Raw genomic sequence first — 15578 nt, 5'->3', positions numbered from 1 at the left:
CACAGGCAGCTAAGCCTTGTTTCTTTCGTTGCCCCAGTTTTAAATTACCGAAGCGCTACGTGTTTTTTTCTCAGGAAAGGAAGTTTATACCCTATAAAACAACCATTTCGACAGCTCTTTATAGTTGATCTTCTTGCCATACATCAAAATACCGACGCGGTAGATGCGGCTCGCGATCCAGGTGGTGAACACAAATCCGGCGACGAGAAGCCCCATCGAGAGCAACAGTTGCCAGGCAGGCACGCCAAACGGCACGCGCACCATCATCACAATCGGGGAGGTAAACGGAATGATCGACATCCAGAACGCAACCGGCCCATCGGGGTTTTTGAGCACCACCGAGTACGACATGATAAACGAGATGATGAGCGGGATCGTGATCGGCATCATAAACTGCTGCGTGTCCGTCTCATTGTCCACAGCTGCGCCGATGGCCCCGAAAAGGGAGCCGTACAGCAGGTAACCGCCCAGGAAATAGAACAGGAAGCAACCGAAGATCAGGGCGATGTTCAGGTTGGCAACGCTTTGCTTCACGTCGTTTATGGTGTTGGCGATCTCATTGTCTTTTGCGGAGTTTTCCACAGCGGCTTCGTCATCTTCTGTCACCTCCTGCCCCTGCGCGGCCACCTGGCCAGCGGCAAACTGCGCTGCCGGCGACGGGGCGGCATCTACCCCAAACACGGCGGACACGCCCGTTACGGCCACAAAAGAGAGAATAATCCAGAGCAGGAACTGCGTCAGGCCCACGGCGGCTATACCCATGATTTTGCCCATCATCAGCTGAAACGGCTTCACCGACGAGATCATCACCTCCACAATGCGGCTCGTCTTCTCCTCTATCACGCCGCGCATAATCTGCACGCCATACATAAAGATGAAGAAATAGATGATCACGGCCCCGACCACACCCGCAATGGAGGTTACGATGGCGTTATTGTCCTTCTCTCCCTCACCGCTCAGGTTAATGGTATTCAGCTTCACGTTGGCCTCTATCTTGTCGAGGGTGGCGCGGTCGAGCCCGGAAGCCAGGAAGCGCTGGTTCTCAATCTCTTTCTCCAGCACGTTCTCGAGGCGCACCTGCGTTTGAAAGCTGGTGTTTTTCTTGCCATACAGGGTAATGTCCTTCGGGTCGTCTATCGAGATGTTGGGGATGTATAACAGTGCGGTGTTGTCGGTTTCCTGGTACACGGTTTTGGCCTGCTCCAGCGAGCCCGACAGGGGTATAAACTGCAGGTCTTTCTGATTTTTCAGCTTGTTCTCAAACAGGCCGCTCTCGTCCAGCACCATCACCGTCTCCGTGTCGCCAGACATGGTCATGAGAAGGCCGGGCAGAATCATGAACGTGGCCAGCAGCAGCGGGGTCAGCAGCGTCATGATGATAAAGCTTTTCTTTCGGACGCGCGTCAGGTACTCCCGCTGTATAATCAACCAGATTTTAGACATGGTGTGTTTCCTTTACTTTTCGGATGAAGATATCGTTTATACTTGGCACCAGTTCCACAAAGGAGTGTACCTCCACGCGCTGGATCAGGTAGCGTAGCAGGTCGTTGGGCGTGGACCCGTTCAGTAGCTTCACATTGGCCCGGAAGATGCCGTGGTTGTCGTGCTGCTCCAACACCTGAAAATCAGGCGAGGTGATCAGCAGCTGCCCGTTGCCGATGATCTGAAAGGTATCGGTTTTGTAGGTGTCCTTGATCTCCCGCACAGGGCCGTCCAGCACTTTCTGCGCCCGGTTGATGAGCGCGATGTTATCGCAAAGCTCCTCCACAGACTCCATGCGGTGCGTCGAAAAGATGATCGTGGCCCCCAGGTCGCGAAGGCGCAGGATCTCGTCCTTGATCAGGTTGGCGTTGATGGGGTCGAAGCCGGAAAAGGGCTCATCCAGAATGATCAGGGCCGGCTCGTGCAGCACAGTGGCAATAAACTGCACCTTCTGCTGCATGCCTTTCGACAGGTCCTCGATGTTCTTGCCCAGCCAGTCGCGGATCTCGAAGCGGTCTATCCAGGTTTTGATCCGCGCGGTGGCCTCGGCCTTGCTCAGGCCTTTAAGTTGCGTCAGGTAGAGCAACTGCTCGCCCACCTTCATTTTCTTATACAGGCCGCGCTCCTCGGGCAGATAGCCGATCTCTTTGATATGGGCAGGCTTCAGGCGCTCCCCCTTAAAATAGATCTCGCCGCTGTCGGCACCCGTGATCTGGGTGATGATGCGGATGAGGGAGGTTTTACCGGCGCCGTTTGGGCCCAGCAAGCCAAAGATACAGCCTGGCGGGATGTCAAAGCTCACGTTGTCGAGGGCGGTATGGTTGGCGTAGGTTTTGGTTACGCCGTCAACTTTCAGAATACTCAAAGCGGTCTTCTTTTGATTTAACCAAAAATACCTTTATTAATAGTAGAGCGCAACAACATATATAAAATACCATATAGCAAATCGACCAATAAGGGTATAAACCGGATGAACGCATGACGCTGTTCAACGAAAGGCCCTAAAAAACGCAGGCCCTGCTTCTCATACCGAAAAGCAGGGCCTGCGCCTATTCACTAGTGGGGAGTATACTATTGGAAATAGTCTTTCACTTTCTCGAAAAAGCCTTTCTCATTCTTGCCCGGATGCGGTGCGAAGTTATCGGAGTGGCGCAGGCCTTCCAGCGCCGCGCGTTCCTCGCCTGTCACCGACTTTGGCGTCCATACGTTGATATGGATCAGCTGGTCGCCTTTGCCATACCCGTTTATGTCCTGCACGCCTTTGCCGCGCAACCTGAAAATCTCGCCGCTCTGTGTGCCCGGCTTGATGTTGATCTTCACCTTGCCCGTGATGGTCGGTACCTCAATCTCAGCGCCCAGCGTGGCGTCCACAAAGCTGATGTACTGGTCGAAGATCACGTTGTTGCCATCGCGCTTCAGGGTTGGGTGTGCCTCTTCCTCAATCTGAATCAGCAGGTCGCCGGGCACGCCGCCGCGCTCCGGCACATTGCCCTTGCCGCTCATCGACAGCTGCATGCCGTCCATTACGCCAGCGGGCACGTTTATCGTGATCACCTCTTCCTGCAGCTCTCTGCCGCTACCCTTGCACGTTTCGCAGTTGTGCGTCACGATGCGGCCTTCGCCGTTGCAGGTAGGGCAAGTCGCTGTAGATACCATCTGGCCCAGCATGGTGTTTACCACCTTGCGCACCTGGCCAGAGCCCTGGCACGAATTACAGGTTTGCATCTCGGTGCCGTTCTTGGCGCCGTTTCCGCCACAGGTGGCACAGGCCACATAGCGCTTTACCTTTATCTTTTTCTCAACGCCGTTGGCGATCTCCTCGAGGTTTAGCTTGAGCTTGATGCGCAGGTTGCTGCCTTTGCGTGTACGCCGACCGCCGCCTGAGCGCCCGCCACCGAAGAAGCTCTCGAACGGGCTGCCACCGCCGCCGCCAAAAATATCACCGAACTGCGAGAAAATATCCTCCATGTTCATACCACCGCCGCCGCCACCGAAGCCGCCGTTCATACCCTGATGGCCGAACTGGTCGTAACGCTGGCGCTTCTGCTGATCGCTCAGCACTTCGTACGCCTCAGCCGCCTCTTTAAACTTGTCTTCGGCAGTGGGGTCGTCCGGGTTTTTGTCTGGGTGGAATTTGATGGCGATTTTGCGGTAAGCTTTCTTTATCTCATCCTGTGCGGCGCTTTTGCTTACCCCCAAAACCTCATAATAATCTCTCTTAGCCATGAATTATGCTCCTATTATTACTTTCGCGAAGCGGATCACCTTCTCATTCAAGGTATATCCCTTCTCAATTACATCTACAATCTTGCCTTTCAGCTCCTCTGACGGCGCAGGAATCTGCGTCACGGCTTCGTGCATGTCGCTGTCGAAGTCGTCGCCTGCCTTAATCTCCATCGGCTTCAGGCCTTTCTGCTGCGTCACGTGCTTCAGTTTATGGAACACCAGTTCAAGCCCCTGCAGCATGGCATCCACGTCTTTGGTGGTCTCTATCGACTGACGCGCGCGCTCCATGTCATCTAACACGGGGAGCAAATCGCCCATCAGATCCTGCGTGGCAGTTTTGGAAAGCTCGATGCGCTCTTTGGCCGTGCGGCGTCTGAAGTTCTCGAACTCGGCCATCAGCCGGATATACTTGTCTTTCATCTCGGCCAGCTCCACGGCGGGTCCGCCCCCGGCTTCCGTTGCCGCTTCCTGGTCTGTGTTCTCTTCCTGCGCTTCTGCTTCAGCACTGGCAGTCGTATCTTGTACTTCTTCGTTCTCCTGCTCTTGCTTCATATCTTTTTTATCTGACATAATGCCTTTAAAAAATTAGGTTGATAAGTCTTCTTTGTTTTGTCAATTAACTTGCCAAAGCCACTTAAGTGACAATCTGACACCGTTTTAATTTTGAAGGCGGGAATTTTGAAAAACGGCACGAAAGCGAACCATCCTGCATCACTCCGGCCATACTTCCATCTTGCTTTTCCGCCGAGTCCCCACAAAAAAATCGGTAGTCAGCTTTGCAGTCTGCTACCGATTGGGTTTATACATGCAGTTGGCCTGGTTTAGCTATTGAGCGCCTCCCAGATCATGTCTTTCAGCGGCATGATGTTTTTGCCGGAGATGCTTGAGATGAACACTGTCGGCAAGTCCTTCGGAAGCGTCGCGCGCATCTCGGTTTCCAGCTCTTCGTCCAGCATATCCGACTTGGTGACGGCCAGCAGGCGCTTCTTATCGAGCAGCTCCGGGTTGAACTTCTCCAACTCGTTCAGCAGCACGCGATACTCTTCCGCAATGTCGGCGCTCTCGCAGGAAACCATGAAAAGCAGGATAGAGTTCCGCTCGATGTGGCGCAAAAAGCGCAGACCCAGACCCTTGCCTTCGGAGGCACCCTCGATAATGCCCGGTATGTCGGCAATCACAAAAGACTTGTAATCGCGGTAGGCGACCACGCCAAGGTTTGGCTCCAGCGTGGTGAATGCGTAGTTCGCGATCTTTGGCTTGGCCGCCGATACCACTGAAAGCAGCGTGGACTTGCCCGCGTTCGGGAACCCTACCAGGCCCACATCGGCCAGCAGTTTCAGCTCCAGGATCACCCACTCGTCAATGCCGTCCTCACCGGGCTGCGAGTGCCGCGGCGTCTGGTTGGTAGGCGACTTAAAGTGCGCGTTGCCAAGGCCGCCGCGCCCGCCGGGAGTCAGGATGACCTCCTGCCCGTCTTCGGTGATCTCGCACTTGATCTCGCCGGTCTCTGCGTCGCGGGCTATCGTGCCCAGCGGAACCTCCAGCACATCGTCCTTGCCCTGCGCGCCAAACGAGTGGTTTGGCCCCCCGTTATGCCCGTTCTCGGCAATAATGTGCTTGCGGTACTGCAGGTGCAGGAGTGTCCAGAGCTGGGCGTTGCCGCGCAGGATGATATGGCCGCCTCGGCCGCCGTCACCCCCGTCCGGGCCGCCCTTAGACGTCATCTTGTCGCGATGCAAATGGGATGAGCCGCCGCCGCCGTGCCCGGAGCGCGCGTTAATCTTAACGTAATCTATAAAGTTGCTGGAGGCCAAATTGGGTAGGCGTAAGTGTGCTTATTTCTTGTCTTCTTGTTTGTCTTTAATCGCATCTATCTGCTGGCAAAGGGCGTTGAAGATTTCATCGATCTCGCCGATGCCATCCACTGCGCGGTATTTCCCCTGCCCGGCATAATAGTCTGCCACGGGTGCTGTCTTGGTGTTATACTCCATTACGCGCTTGCGTATCAGCGCCTCATTCTGGTCGTCGGCGCGGCCCGATGTCTGGCCGCGCAGCAGCAGGCGTGCCGTCAGTTCCTCGTCGTCCACGCGCAAGGCGATCATACACGAGATCTCTGTGCCGTTTTCCTGCATCAGTTTGTCGAGGCTCTGGGCCTGCGGCACGGTGCGCGGAAAACCGTCGAAAATGAAGCCAGCCGCATGGCGGTGCTCCTTCACTTTGTTGCCGATCATGCCAATCACCACTTCGTCTGGCACCAGCAGGCCGTTGTCCATCTGTTTCTTCGCCTCCATACCCAGTTTTGTGCCGGCGGCAATCTCTGAGCGGAGCAGATCCCCGGTAGACAGGTGGATCAGGTCGTATTTTTCTATCAGTTTCTGGCTTTGGGTACCTTTGCCGGCTCCCGGAGGACCAAATAAGACGATGTTGAGCATATCTTAGTTAAATAACAAATAGCAAATGTATGGATTTATCGATGTATTAGCTAATGCATGGGTATGCCGGGCGTTTGCGCCGGGCTTGCAAGGTTGCTAACGGGGCAACCGGCAGGCAAGGTTACGAAACAATTTTGTAGATATCGCGCAGGTTGCGGCCAAGCCCGTTGTAATCCAGGCCATACCCCACCACAAAATCATTCGGGATCGATTTGGCCGCATACTTGATATCCAGCCGGTGCTGCAGGCAATCCGGCTTCAGCAGCAGGGTGGCCACCTCCACAGAGGCTGGGTCCTGCGCACGCAACTGCTGCAGCAGGCCGTGCACGGTATGGCCCGTATCCACGATGTCTTCCAGCACCACCACATGGCGGCCTTTAATGTTTTCCGTCAGGCCCAGCACCTCTTTCACCTTGCCCGTGGTTTTGGTGTCCTGGTAGCTCGACAGGCGGATAAAGGAGATTTCGCACGGTATGGACACGCGTTTCAACAAGTCGGCCACAAACATGAAGGAGCCATTGAGCACGGCCAGAAACAGGGGCTGCTTGTTGGCGTAGTCCTGGTCCAGCTGCTCGGCCAGCATCAGGACACGGGCAATGATTTCCTCTTCAAAAATGTAGGTACTAAACTCGCAATCTTGTAATTGAATGGTACGCGGATCCATGGTGTGTTTTTTTGGTGCCTCTACAAAGGTAAGTATAAATTAAAAAACAAGCCCAACACAATGGTTGGGCTTGTGCGAACTTCATACGGCTGGCGTGGCAGGGCAGCCCAAGGCCACAGCAGGAAACACGCGAGTTAGGGGCGGTATATGGTGGCTACCACAAAGGTATTCTCCCGCGTTTCGCCCGCTTTAGCCGTTTCCGGGCTAACTTCTTTTATGTCTAGGTTAATCGGCTCCAGGTCGATGGGGGCTTCCGGTATAGCCGGTTCCTGCTGCAGGGCTATGTGCGGCGCAATCACCAGCGACACGATGGACATAAGCTTGATGAGAATGTTCATCGACGGGCCGGAGGTGTCTTTGAAAGGGTCTCCCACGGTGTCGCCGGTCACGGAGGCCTTGTGGGCTTCAGAGCCCTTGTACTCGATCACGCCGTTAATCTCCACGCCTTTCTCAAAAGATTTCTTCGCGTTGTCCCAGGCGCCGCCAGCGTTTGACTGGAACATGGCCATCAGCACCCCCGACACCGTGACGCCTGCCAGCAAGCCCCCCAGAATCTCGGGCGAGGACGTGTCTGCAAACACCCCCCTGAAGCCGAAGCCCACAATGACGGGTACGAGCAGGGCAATGGCTCCGGGCAGCATCATCTCCCGGATGGCCGCCTTGGTGGAGATGGCCACGCATTTATCATACTCCGGCATGCCGGTGCCCTCCATAATGCCCGGTATTTCCCGGAACTGGCGGCGCACTTCCTGCACCATCGCCATGGCCGCGCGGCCCACGGCCGCTATGGCGAGCGCCGAGAAGATAAACGGGATCATGGCCCCGATAAACAGGCCCGCCAGCACCGGGGCCTTGTACAGGTCGATGCTGGAGATGCCGGCTATCCCCACAAAGGCGGCAAACAGGGCCAGCGAGGTGAGGGCGGCCGAGGCGATAGCAAAGCCTTTTCCAGTGGCTGCTGTAGTGTTGCCCACGGCATCCAGGATGTCGGTGCGGCCGCGCACTTCTTTGGGCAGCTCACTCATTTCGGCGATGCCCCCGGCGTTGTCGGCTATCGGCCCGAAGGCGTCTATGGCCAGCTGCATGGCGGTGGTGGCCATCATACCGGCTGCTGCTATAGCCACGCCATACAAGCCGGCAGAGGCGTAAGAAAGCACGATACCGGCTGCCAGCACGATGATGGGGAGCACCGTAGAGTGCATCCCCACGGCCAGGCCAGCGATAATGTTAGTGGCATGCCCGGTGGAGGACTGCTGCACGATGGAGTTTACAGGGCCTTTGCCCATGGCGGTATAGTGCTCGGTGATCATACTCATCAGAGAGCCCACCACCAAGCCTACCATGACAGCCAGGAACACGCCGTTTGCCGTGAACTCGAAGTTGCGGAGCGATAGGTTCTCGGGCATGAGCCAGTGGATCGCGCCATATGCCCCTGCTGCGGTCAGGATCACCGAGATCCAGTTTCCGAGGTTCAGGGCTGCCTGCACGTTCCCGTCTTCTTTCACGCGCACAAACAGCATTCCTATCAAAGAGAAAACAATACCGAGCCCGGCAATGAGCATGGGCAGTATAACCGGGGAAAGCCCGCCGAAGTTATCCTCCACAAGCACTTCGCGGCCCAGCACCATCGTGGCCAGGATAGTGGCCACGTATGAGCCGAAAAGGTCGGCACCCATACCGGCCACGTCGCCCACGTTGTCGCCCACGTTATCGGCGATGGTGGCCGGGTTCCTGGGGTCATCCTCGGGGATACCGGCCTCCACCTTGCCCACCAGGTCAGCGCCCACGTCGGCTGCTTTGGTATAGATACCGCCGCCCACCCGGGCGAAGAGGGCAATACTCTCAGCACCCAGCGAGAAGCCGGTGAGCACCTCCAGCGCGCGCTCCATCTCCAGCCCGTTTACTCCGGCCCCGATGCTGTATACAAATTTGTAGTAGAACACAATGAACAGGGAGCCCAGCCCCAGCACGGCCAGGCCGGCCACACCCATACCCATCACGGTGCCCCCGGCAAACGACACTCCCAGCGCCTTGGAAAGGCTGGTGCGGGCGGCCTCTGCCGTGCGCACGTTGGCTTTGGTGGCGATGCGCATGCCTATAAACCCCGCCGAGGCTGAGAGAAAGGCCCCGATCAGGAAGGAAACCACGATTAGCCAATGGGACCGCTCGCTGGTATAGCCCAGGTAAAACAGGAAGAGCGAGGCAATCACGGCAAAGTAAAACATCACTTTATACTCTGCCTTCAGGAAGGCCATGGCCCCGTCGGCGATGTGCTTGGCAATGGTGCCCATGCGCTCGTTGCCGGCAGGCTGCTTCGTCACCCACCCAGACCTAAACCATGTGTATACAAGTGCGGCTAATCCGAAACAGGGAATGGCGTAAAGAATACTTTCCATATAGTGAATTTAGGGTTTGAGGACATTTATATATAGGTATTAAAGAAAGGAGATTCTATAGACTTTTCCAAATACTTAGTACCCAATCCTGAAACGCGTTCCAGAATATATAGGGCTATCAGCTAGAATGTTGCAACACCAACCCCCTTCAAGTGATTAAGGGCTCACTTTCCAGGCATACACAACCAATGTAGCGCACTAAAAAAGCTGCACCTTTTTTAGATACAGCTTTCTCTGTTTATGCGCCATGGGCAAAGGTATTTCTCCCTTTCTAATAATCTCCCTCGGTTAAGGTCAAGGTATACATGGCACTGTAGTTGTTCTTTTTGTGGTATACCCAACGGCGCGTGTCGTTTAGGTTCACCTGATACCTGAAGCCGTTTCTGGAGGCGGAAACGCTGATCCAGTGAAGTTCCTGGTTGTTCCTCTCCTGATCAAACACCGCGTCTGGGGTAAAGCCAGAGGTAACCCATACCGTTACCGTGCCACCTGGTTCTATCGTATAGGAGTGGTTCGGATCTCCTACGATGTTGACGCCGGAATTTTGCTTTATCTCCACCACTACCTCTACCGTGGCGTCAGTACTGTTTTCAATCTTGTAGCGATAATTCGCGTCCTGATCGAACAGGCGCTCGCAGGAAGAAAGCGGCAAAATGGATAAGATCAGCAGCAAAAGCCGGGGCAGGATGTGAGATGATTTCATATAAGCAGTTTACTTTATAATGGCACGGGGGTGGAGGACACGCTAATTCGTTTCCGGTTAAAGCTTTTCCATCAGTACCTTATACAGGGCCACCATGCTTTCGATGTCTTTCTTGTGCACGATTTCATCCGGCGTGTGCACATTGTCTTCCGGAGCGCCCACAAAGCACCAGTCCCAGGGATAGTCGCTACGCTGCAGTTCCTTGGCATCGCTTCCGCCCGCGCCCTCTACCTCCAGCTGGAACGAGATACCTGACTCTTTCGCGATGCCGATGATCCGCTGCACATAGGCACGGCGCGGAATCAGGCTGTCGCGCAGCGAGATGGCCACGCCCCGGCCCGCCTGCACGCCCTCTGTCACCCAGGTGATATCGGAGACCAGGGCCTGCGTAACGCCATACTTCTCGTGGATATACCGGGAGAGGTAAGACACGGAGCCGCCGCCGTGCTCCTCCCAGGAGCTGAACGCGATGATGCCGTGCTCCAGCGTCTGGGCCACCTGCAGGGCACTCCATACCCCCAGGCGGTTGTCGAGGTAGCAGCATTGCACCGTTTCCTCTGTCTCCCGAAAGTCGCTTTTGAAGACCAGCTCCGTGCCTCGCTCAATTTCCCGGTCATACACATACTGAACTTCCCCCTCCGCTTCGTTGTACTGTAAAGAGCACTCGATCCTTCCCTGCGCGTCCTCACCCACCAGCCGGTAGCCGTTTGCTACGTCAGGCCCACCGATCTTCACCAGTTGGCGGCCGTAACGCACCGTGAACCCGATGGAATCCATATGGGCAAAAATTGCACTTCGGGGTGTACCGAACACCAGCAGGATACAGTCCTGAAAACCATTGCCGTGCAAAACGCGGGGCATGTGCCTCCAAGTGCTTTTTTGGTCGTTTATATAGTTTAGAAGAAATTCTGACATCTTTTGCTCGTTGCCTGATGGGGCATGGATCTGGCAGAGCTGTTGTAAAAGTTTCATAATTATTTTCTTTTTATGGAATTCAAAATTAGGAGATATGTTGTACTTTTAGAATTGAAGGCACTTCCCTTTTCATTGTGAACTGCCAAAACCTGAATATTCTGATTTTTTCATGAAGAAGTTATTGTTTATCATCTTCAGCGTTGCAATACCCGCTTTAGCTGTGGCGCAAGGCTCCCCGGCCCCCACCGACACGACCGCCATGCGCCATGTCACCTTCGACCAGATCGAGGTGATTCCGGAGGCAGGCAAGGTAAAGGGCATGCTGCTGCTAGACAAGGATATTCAGTATGAACTGGAAGGCGCCGTAGACAACATGTACAACTTCAAGTACGCGCGCGCCGAGAAGCAGTTCAAGTCGATGCGACGCCGCTACCCCGACCACCCGCTGCCCTATTTCCTGATGGGTCTCAGCCAGTGGTGGAAGATCGTACCCACCAATATCCGCACCCTACAGTATGACGACATGTTCTTCGCCTACATGGACACGACCATCCAGAAGGCCGAGGTGATGTACGACAGGAACGAGAACAATGTGGAGGCCGCCTTCTTTCTGGCCGCCGCCTATGGCTTCACGGCGCGCCTGCACTCCGAGCGCAGCAACTGGCGCAAAGCCACCGTGGCCAGCAAGCGCTCCCTCGACTTCATGGAAAAGGCCAAGGCCGGAAACGGATTGAGCCCGGAGTTCCTTTTTGGCGAGGCGCTTTTCAACTACTACTCCATCTGGATACACGAAAACTACCCCATGCTGCGCCCAGTGCTCGTCTTTTTCCCGGACGGCGACAAGTACCTGGGGTTGCGGCAACTGGCCTATGTGGCCAATACGGGGTTTTATACCGGCACCGAGTCTAAGTTCTTCCTGATGAAGATTTATGCCAACGAGGAGAAGAAGATGCAGGAGGCGCTGCAGCTGTCTGAGCAACTGGCGCTCAAATACCCCGACAATGCTTACTTTGAGCGCTTTTACGCGCGCCTGCTCTTTGTGCAGGGCTACTTCACGAAAGCAGAGCAGGTGTCGTTGGACATCCTTGACAAACTGGAGCAGCAGATGCCCGGCTACGAGGGTGTGAGCGGCCGGTACGCCTCATATATCCTGGCCTACATCAACCAGCACAAGTACCGCGATTTTGAGAAGGCCGAGAAGTACTACAAAAGCTCCATCATGTTTGCCGAGATGACGGAAGAGCGGGAGTCCGGCTATTTCATCAACTCATACCTGAACCTGGCGCGCATTGCCAAGCAGCAGGGAAACCTGGCGGAGGCCAGGCATTACTTTACGATCGTGATGCAGGTGAGTGAGAAGAAATCGGATAGCTACAAAGAGGCGAAAGAGTACCTGAAGGAGGCAGACAAGCGCCTGAGAAAAGCTAGGAAAAAAGGCTGAGAAACGTATGCCGGTGTGCCTGCAGCGAATACTTCGCTTCCACCCATGCCCGGCCCGCCTCTCCCATCTCAGCACGAAGTCCCGGCTGGCGCAGCAATTCCTCCAGCCGCCCATACCACTCCTGCTCCGTGCGGCATACATAGCCCGTCACGCCGTTCTGCACCACCTCCGTGTTAGCCCCAACCCCGGAAACCACCGCCGGTATACCCAATGCCATATACTGCAGCGCCTTGAACGCGCATTTCCCCTGCGCCCAGGCAGTGTCTGGCAACGGCATCAGCCCAATATCAAACTGCAACAAGTCGGCTACCTCTGTCTCCCGCTGCCACCTTCTGAACTCCATATGCTGCAGCGCCAGTTGGGGGGGCTTGTCGGCTACTATCACAACCTTTATGGCATATGCCTGCTCCAGCCGCCGCAGCACAGGCTCGATCAGTTGGAGGTATGGCAGCGTGGAGTGCGATCCGATCCAACCCAGCACAACCGGCTCCCCACTCTTGGGCACCTTGCTTTTCGCGTAGCGCTGCGCTGTGTCCAGCACGCTTGGCAGTAGCACGGAGGCCGCATTATGCTGAAGGGCGAATTGCTGCAGGAAACCGTTCCCGCAGCTCACTTTGTGGCTCCACCGGCAGATTTGGGTAACTTTCTGCCGCCATTTCAATTTCGTTACCAGACTTTTCTCTATCGAAGTGCTGGGCAGCCAAATCGCGTCGTCAAAATCATAGATGATCTTTTTCTGAAAGGCTTTCGCCGCTAGCCACTCAAACCAGGGCGGCCCCAGGGGGGTTGCTTCACGGTGCAGGAAGATGCAGTCGTAGCGGGGCAGGTCTGCCAGCAACAGCAACCGGCGCCACAGACCTGCTAACAGGCCGAGCCCCTTTTGCAGCCTATGGCCCGGCTTGTAAAGGAGGTTCCAAGCGTTCAGGCTCCAGAAAGGGGCCACCTCATACTGAATATGCTGCTCTTCCAGCAACGGCAGCCACTGCTCCACCCTGAAGCGCTGAGATGCCGCCTCCCCGACAGGGTATGGCACGACAAACAGGATGTTCATGGCAACTCCTCCCCGCTTTGCCCGAAGAAATACGCATAGGCCTCCCGTATCCGCTCCGAGGACCTGTACTTTCGGGCCAGCTCCGGGATTTGCTGTCGGTGCGCCGGGTCCTGTATGATTTGCAGTATTTTCAGCAACGCTCTGTCCAGGCTTCCTTCCTCCTTCAAATTAAAGGTCGCCCCCCCACCTTCCCGATGTATGATGTCACTATCGTCACCCACGCCCTCCGTCAGCAGCACCGGCAGACCGTTTGCCCAGTACTCTCCGATTTTGACGGGAGAACAGTAGCGGGCAGAAGGGTATGATTTGATGGTGGCAAATGCAAAGTCGGCAGCAGAAAGGTATGCAGGCACCTCAGCATGCGTCACAGACGCCACATGCACCTTCTCTACATCAATAGCACACGCTACAAGGTATTGCAGGATTTCCTCCTGCGGCTGCGGCGAAAGAATGATGAGCCTGAAATTGGGTATAACCTCGAAGCAGCGCCTGTAAATCTGGAAAGCTTCGTGCGCATAGTATAAGCCCCCGTACTTGCCGACGTAGATGCCTACAGTTGCATTGCTAAAAACCCGGCGCACCTCTTTGGAGTAATAGAACATTGCTTCGTCCACGGCATTTCTAAGCACCACAACCTTCTCAGCCGGTAGTGTATAGCGCCTCATCAATTCACGCTTGAACGCGTCAGAAACCACCAGCAGACCTTGAGCGGCCAAAGCCTGCTCTTTCTCCCACTTCTTCTGAAAAACATATCGGGGGTCATACGTTTTCCATACCTTGTTTTCCTGCATGTAAGCGGCATGTGGCTCGTAAAAGGAAACCAGGTACGGAATTTTGAGGGGTATGGCTGTTAAATGTACCAAGGCTCCTGCCAGCGTTCCAACTGCCACGATATGATCTGCCTTTTCGTACTGCACCAGCTTTTTCAGTTGCCCTGGCAACACCATAAAATCAAAAATCTTGGAGAGAAGGTTTAGCTTATAATCCCTGGGGTAGATCGGCTGGTGCACCACCTTGTCGGGCAGCTGGGCGGTTAGCCCTATCGTGGGCGCAGGCACTCCTTTGCGCTCCAGGGTTACGAGCACTATCCGCCGCACCTGCTCCAGCGCAGCCAGTTGCCGCAGATGCGGCATCGCTGCGCCTTGGGTAAGGCCATCGCTTAAACTCCAGTACGTTACGAATAAGATGATCACTTTGAATTTAACCCCTCTCTGTACGCTTCGGTCAACTGCCTGATATGGTTCTCGATGGTGAAACAGGCTGCCGCCCTTTTAGCGCTTTCAGAATACGTCAGCCATACCTCTGGCTTGTTATAGAGTAGCAGTAAGTTCTCGGTAAACTCTTCTTTGCTTCCCGGACTAAAGTACAGCTGCGTATGCTTAGACACTTCTCTTAGCACATCGATCCCTGACACAATGCAGGGCAAGCCTACCGCCATCGCTTCGGCCATAGCTAAACAGAACCCCTCGTAGTGCGATGCCAGCACGAACGCATCATAATTTTTGAGGATCGACTCCGGCGCAGGATGACTGCCCATGAGCCTCACATTTGTGATCTTATTTGCTGCTATATATGTTTCAAGTTCAACCCTCTGATGTCCCTCGCCATATATGTCCAGTGAAATGTCGTGGTCCGTAAGATTTTGGAGACACTTCACAAGAAACATGTGCCCTTTCTGAGGCCTTAAATTGCCAACAGTCACTAATTTGAGCCCATTAGCGTTAAAGTCAACTTTCTGAGCTTGAGATGAGAAAAATTCTGCTCTTACAAAGTTATATAACACTGACCCGTTACCAGACAAATTTATATGCGACTGGTAATCAGCAAGTGCAGCCCCTGAAACGAATAATGCCTTCTGCTTAGGGGTATAGCTTAGCTTTTCGAGATATTTGCTTAGTCTATTCGGCACGAAGGCATCATCTGTCATCAAAGTATGGACGCTAAAAATGTGCGGCAGTTCGCCCAGGTTAGCGCCTCTGGCCACAATAGTGGGCCAGTAAAGATGCGAATGAATAAGATCTACCCGGTACGCTTTAATAATTTTATTTAACGCAATACAAGCGCTCGGCACACCATAGTTGCTGTTTGAATTGAGACATTTTATTACCTTGGCATTCTCGATCTCATGCGCTAAAGTAGATGGCCCTTTAAGATACACCACAATATTTTCAAATTCCCCCGCCAATGCATTGATGTAGCCAACAAACATAACCTCTGCTCCTCCTCTACCTAAGGTCTCTATAATGTGTAAAATTGTTGGCATTCGTT

Annotated in this window: 14 protein-coding genes; 1 reads left to right on the top strand and 13 read right to left on the bottom strand. The window is 54.5% G+C overall.

What is annotated here, in order from left to right; genetic code table 11:
- Positions 1 to 84: 84 nt before the first annotated feature.
- The 10 genes from MKJ04_RS13255 to MKJ04_RS13210 all read right to left on the bottom strand — a co-directional run bounded on the left by MKJ04_RS13255 (position 85) and on the right by MKJ04_RS13210 (position 10875).
- Positions 85 to 1443 (bottom strand): ABC transporter permease, encoded by a 1359-nt coding sequence (locus tag MKJ04_RS13255; RefSeq protein ID WP_241642131.1) that lies wholly within the window; start codon positions 1441 to 1443, stop codon positions 85 to 87.
- A complete protein-coding gene (locus MKJ04_RS13250) occupies positions 1436 to 2347 on the bottom strand; it encodes an ABC transporter ATP-binding protein (protein ID WP_241642130.1) in 912 nt (303 codons plus the stop codon). Before MKJ04_RS13250 ends, MKJ04_RS13255 begins: the two co-directional genes overlap by 8 nt.
- Before the next feature lie 206 nt (positions 2348 to 2553).
- On the bottom strand, positions 2554 to 3708 hold the full coding sequence (gene dnaJ, locus MKJ04_RS13245; RefSeq protein ID WP_241642129.1) for a molecular chaperone DnaJ: 1155 nt from the start codon (positions 3706 to 3708) through the stop codon (positions 2554 to 2556).
- Positions 3709 to 3711: 3 nt separating this feature from the next.
- The gene (locus tag MKJ04_RS13240) at positions 3712 to 4278 is read right to left on the bottom strand and encodes a nucleotide exchange factor GrpE (protein ID WP_241642128.1); all 567 of its coding nucleotides are present in this window, start codon (positions 4276 to 4278) and stop codon (positions 3712 to 3714) included.
- A 251-nt stretch (positions 4279 to 4529) separates the two neighbouring features.
- A complete protein-coding gene (obgE, locus tag MKJ04_RS13235) occupies positions 4530 to 5522 on the bottom strand; it encodes a GTPase ObgE (protein ID WP_241642127.1) in 993 nt (330 codons plus the stop codon).
- Between the two features lie 21 nt (positions 5523 to 5543).
- Positions 5544 to 6140, bottom strand: a complete 597-nt coding sequence (locus tag MKJ04_RS13230) for an adenylate kinase (protein WP_241642126.1) — start codon at positions 6138 to 6140, stop codon at positions 5544 to 5546.
- 121 nt (positions 6141 to 6261) lie between these two features.
- On the bottom strand, positions 6262 to 6804 hold the full coding sequence (gene hpt / locus MKJ04_RS13225; protein WP_241642125.1) for a hypoxanthine phosphoribosyltransferase: 543 nt from the start codon (positions 6802 to 6804) through the stop codon (positions 6262 to 6264).
- A gap of 134 nt (positions 6805 to 6938) precedes the next feature.
- Positions 6939 to 9200 (bottom strand): sodium-translocating pyrophosphatase, encoded by a 2262-nt coding sequence (locus MKJ04_RS13220; protein ID WP_241642124.1) that lies wholly within the window; start codon positions 9198 to 9200, stop codon positions 6939 to 6941.
- A gap of 271 nt (positions 9201 to 9471) precedes the next feature.
- Positions 9472 to 9903: a hypothetical protein gene (locus tag MKJ04_RS13215; RefSeq protein ID WP_241642123.1), complete on the bottom strand. Its 432-nt coding sequence runs from the start codon at positions 9901 to 9903 to the stop codon at positions 9472 to 9474.
- Positions 9904 to 9960: 57 nt separating this feature from the next.
- Complete coding sequence (locus MKJ04_RS13210) at positions 9961 to 10875, bottom strand: aminopeptidase (protein WP_241642122.1); 915 nt, start codon at positions 10873 to 10875, stop codon at positions 9961 to 9963.
- A gap of 112 nt (positions 10876 to 10987) precedes the next feature.
- Between MKJ04_RS13210 and MKJ04_RS13205 the strand changes: the two genes are divergently transcribed.
- Positions 10988 to 12259, top strand: a complete 1272-nt coding sequence (locus MKJ04_RS13205) for a tetratricopeptide repeat protein (RefSeq protein WP_241642121.1) — start codon at positions 10988 to 10990, stop codon at positions 12257 to 12259.
- On the opposite strand, the gene MKJ04_RS13200 is transcribed toward MKJ04_RS13205, so the two are convergent.
- Genes MKJ04_RS13200 through MKJ04_RS13190 form a run of 3 tightly spaced genes read right to left on the bottom strand, consistent with a single transcriptional unit; the run spans position 12243 to position 15573 of the window.
- Positions 12243 to 13310 carry a glycosyltransferase gene (locus MKJ04_RS13200; protein ID WP_241642120.1) on the bottom strand — a complete coding sequence of 356 codons (1068 nt, stop codon included), beginning with the start codon at positions 13308 to 13310 and terminating at the stop codon, positions 12243 to 12245. The two genes, MKJ04_RS13205 and MKJ04_RS13200, sit on opposite strands and share 17 nt — an antisense overlap.
- On the bottom strand, positions 13307 to 14503 hold the full coding sequence (locus tag MKJ04_RS13195; RefSeq protein ID WP_241642119.1) for a glycosyltransferase family 4 protein: 1197 nt from the start codon (positions 14501 to 14503) through the stop codon (positions 13307 to 13309). The genes MKJ04_RS13200 and MKJ04_RS13195 overlap by 4 nt, the downstream gene beginning before the upstream one ends.
- Positions 14500 to 15573, bottom strand: a complete 1074-nt coding sequence (locus MKJ04_RS13190; RefSeq protein WP_241642118.1) for a glycosyltransferase — start codon at positions 15571 to 15573, stop codon at positions 14500 to 14502. Before MKJ04_RS13190 ends, MKJ04_RS13195 begins: the two co-directional genes overlap by 4 nt.
- Positions 15574 to 15578 lie beyond the last annotated feature (5 nt).

Origin of the sequence: Pontibacter sp. E15-1, assembly GCF_022601975.1 — a bacterium.
Classification (GTDB): domain Bacteria; phylum Bacteroidota; class Bacteroidia; order Cytophagales; family Hymenobacteraceae; genus Pontibacter.
This window is presented reverse-complemented; position numbering and strand designations above follow the sequence as displayed.

What these genes read in the sequence shown, in the direction of transcription:
- MKJ04_RS13220 (WP_241642124.1), bottom strand. Translation starts at nt 9,200, where the DNA reads ATGGAAAGTATTCTTTACGCCATTCCCTGTTTCGGATTAGCCGCACTT.
- dnaJ (WP_241642129.1), bottom strand. Translation starts at nt 3,708, where the DNA reads ATGGCTAAGAGAGATTATTATGAGGTTTTGGGGGTAAGCAAAAGCGCC.
- MKJ04_RS13210 (WP_241642122.1), bottom strand. Translation starts at nt 10,875, where the DNA reads ATGAAACTTTTACAACAGCTCTGCCAGATCCATGCCCCATCAGGCAAC.
- MKJ04_RS13230 (WP_241642126.1), bottom strand. Translation starts at nt 6,140, where the DNA reads ATGCTCAACATCGTCTTATTTGGTCCTCCGGGAGCCGGCAAAGGTACC.
- MKJ04_RS13200 (WP_241642120.1), bottom strand. Translation starts at nt 13,310, where the DNA reads ATGAACATCCTGTTTGTCGTGCCATACCCTGTCGGGGAGGCGGCATCT.
- MKJ04_RS13240 (WP_241642128.1), bottom strand. Translation starts at nt 4,278, where the DNA reads ATGTCAGATAAAAAAGATATGAAGCAAGAGCAGGAGAACGAAGAAGTA.
- MKJ04_RS13255 (WP_241642131.1), bottom strand. Translation starts at nt 1,443, where the DNA reads ATGTCTAAAATCTGGTTGATTATACAGCGGGAGTACCTGACGCGCGTC.
- MKJ04_RS13205 (WP_241642121.1), top strand. Translation starts at nt 10,988, where the DNA reads ATGAAGAAGTTATTGTTTATCATCTTCAGCGTTGCAATACCCGCTTTA.
- MKJ04_RS13190 (WP_241642118.1), bottom strand. Translation starts at nt 15,573, where the DNA reads ATGCCAACAATTTTACACATTATAGAGACCTTAGGTAGAGGAGGAGCA.
- hpt (WP_241642125.1), bottom strand. Translation starts at nt 6,804, where the DNA reads ATGGATCCGCGTACCATTCAATTACAAGATTGCGAGTTTAGTACCTAC.
- MKJ04_RS13215 (WP_241642123.1), bottom strand. Translation starts at nt 9,903, where the DNA reads ATGAAATCATCTCACATCCTGCCCCGGCTTTTGCTGCTGATCTTATCC.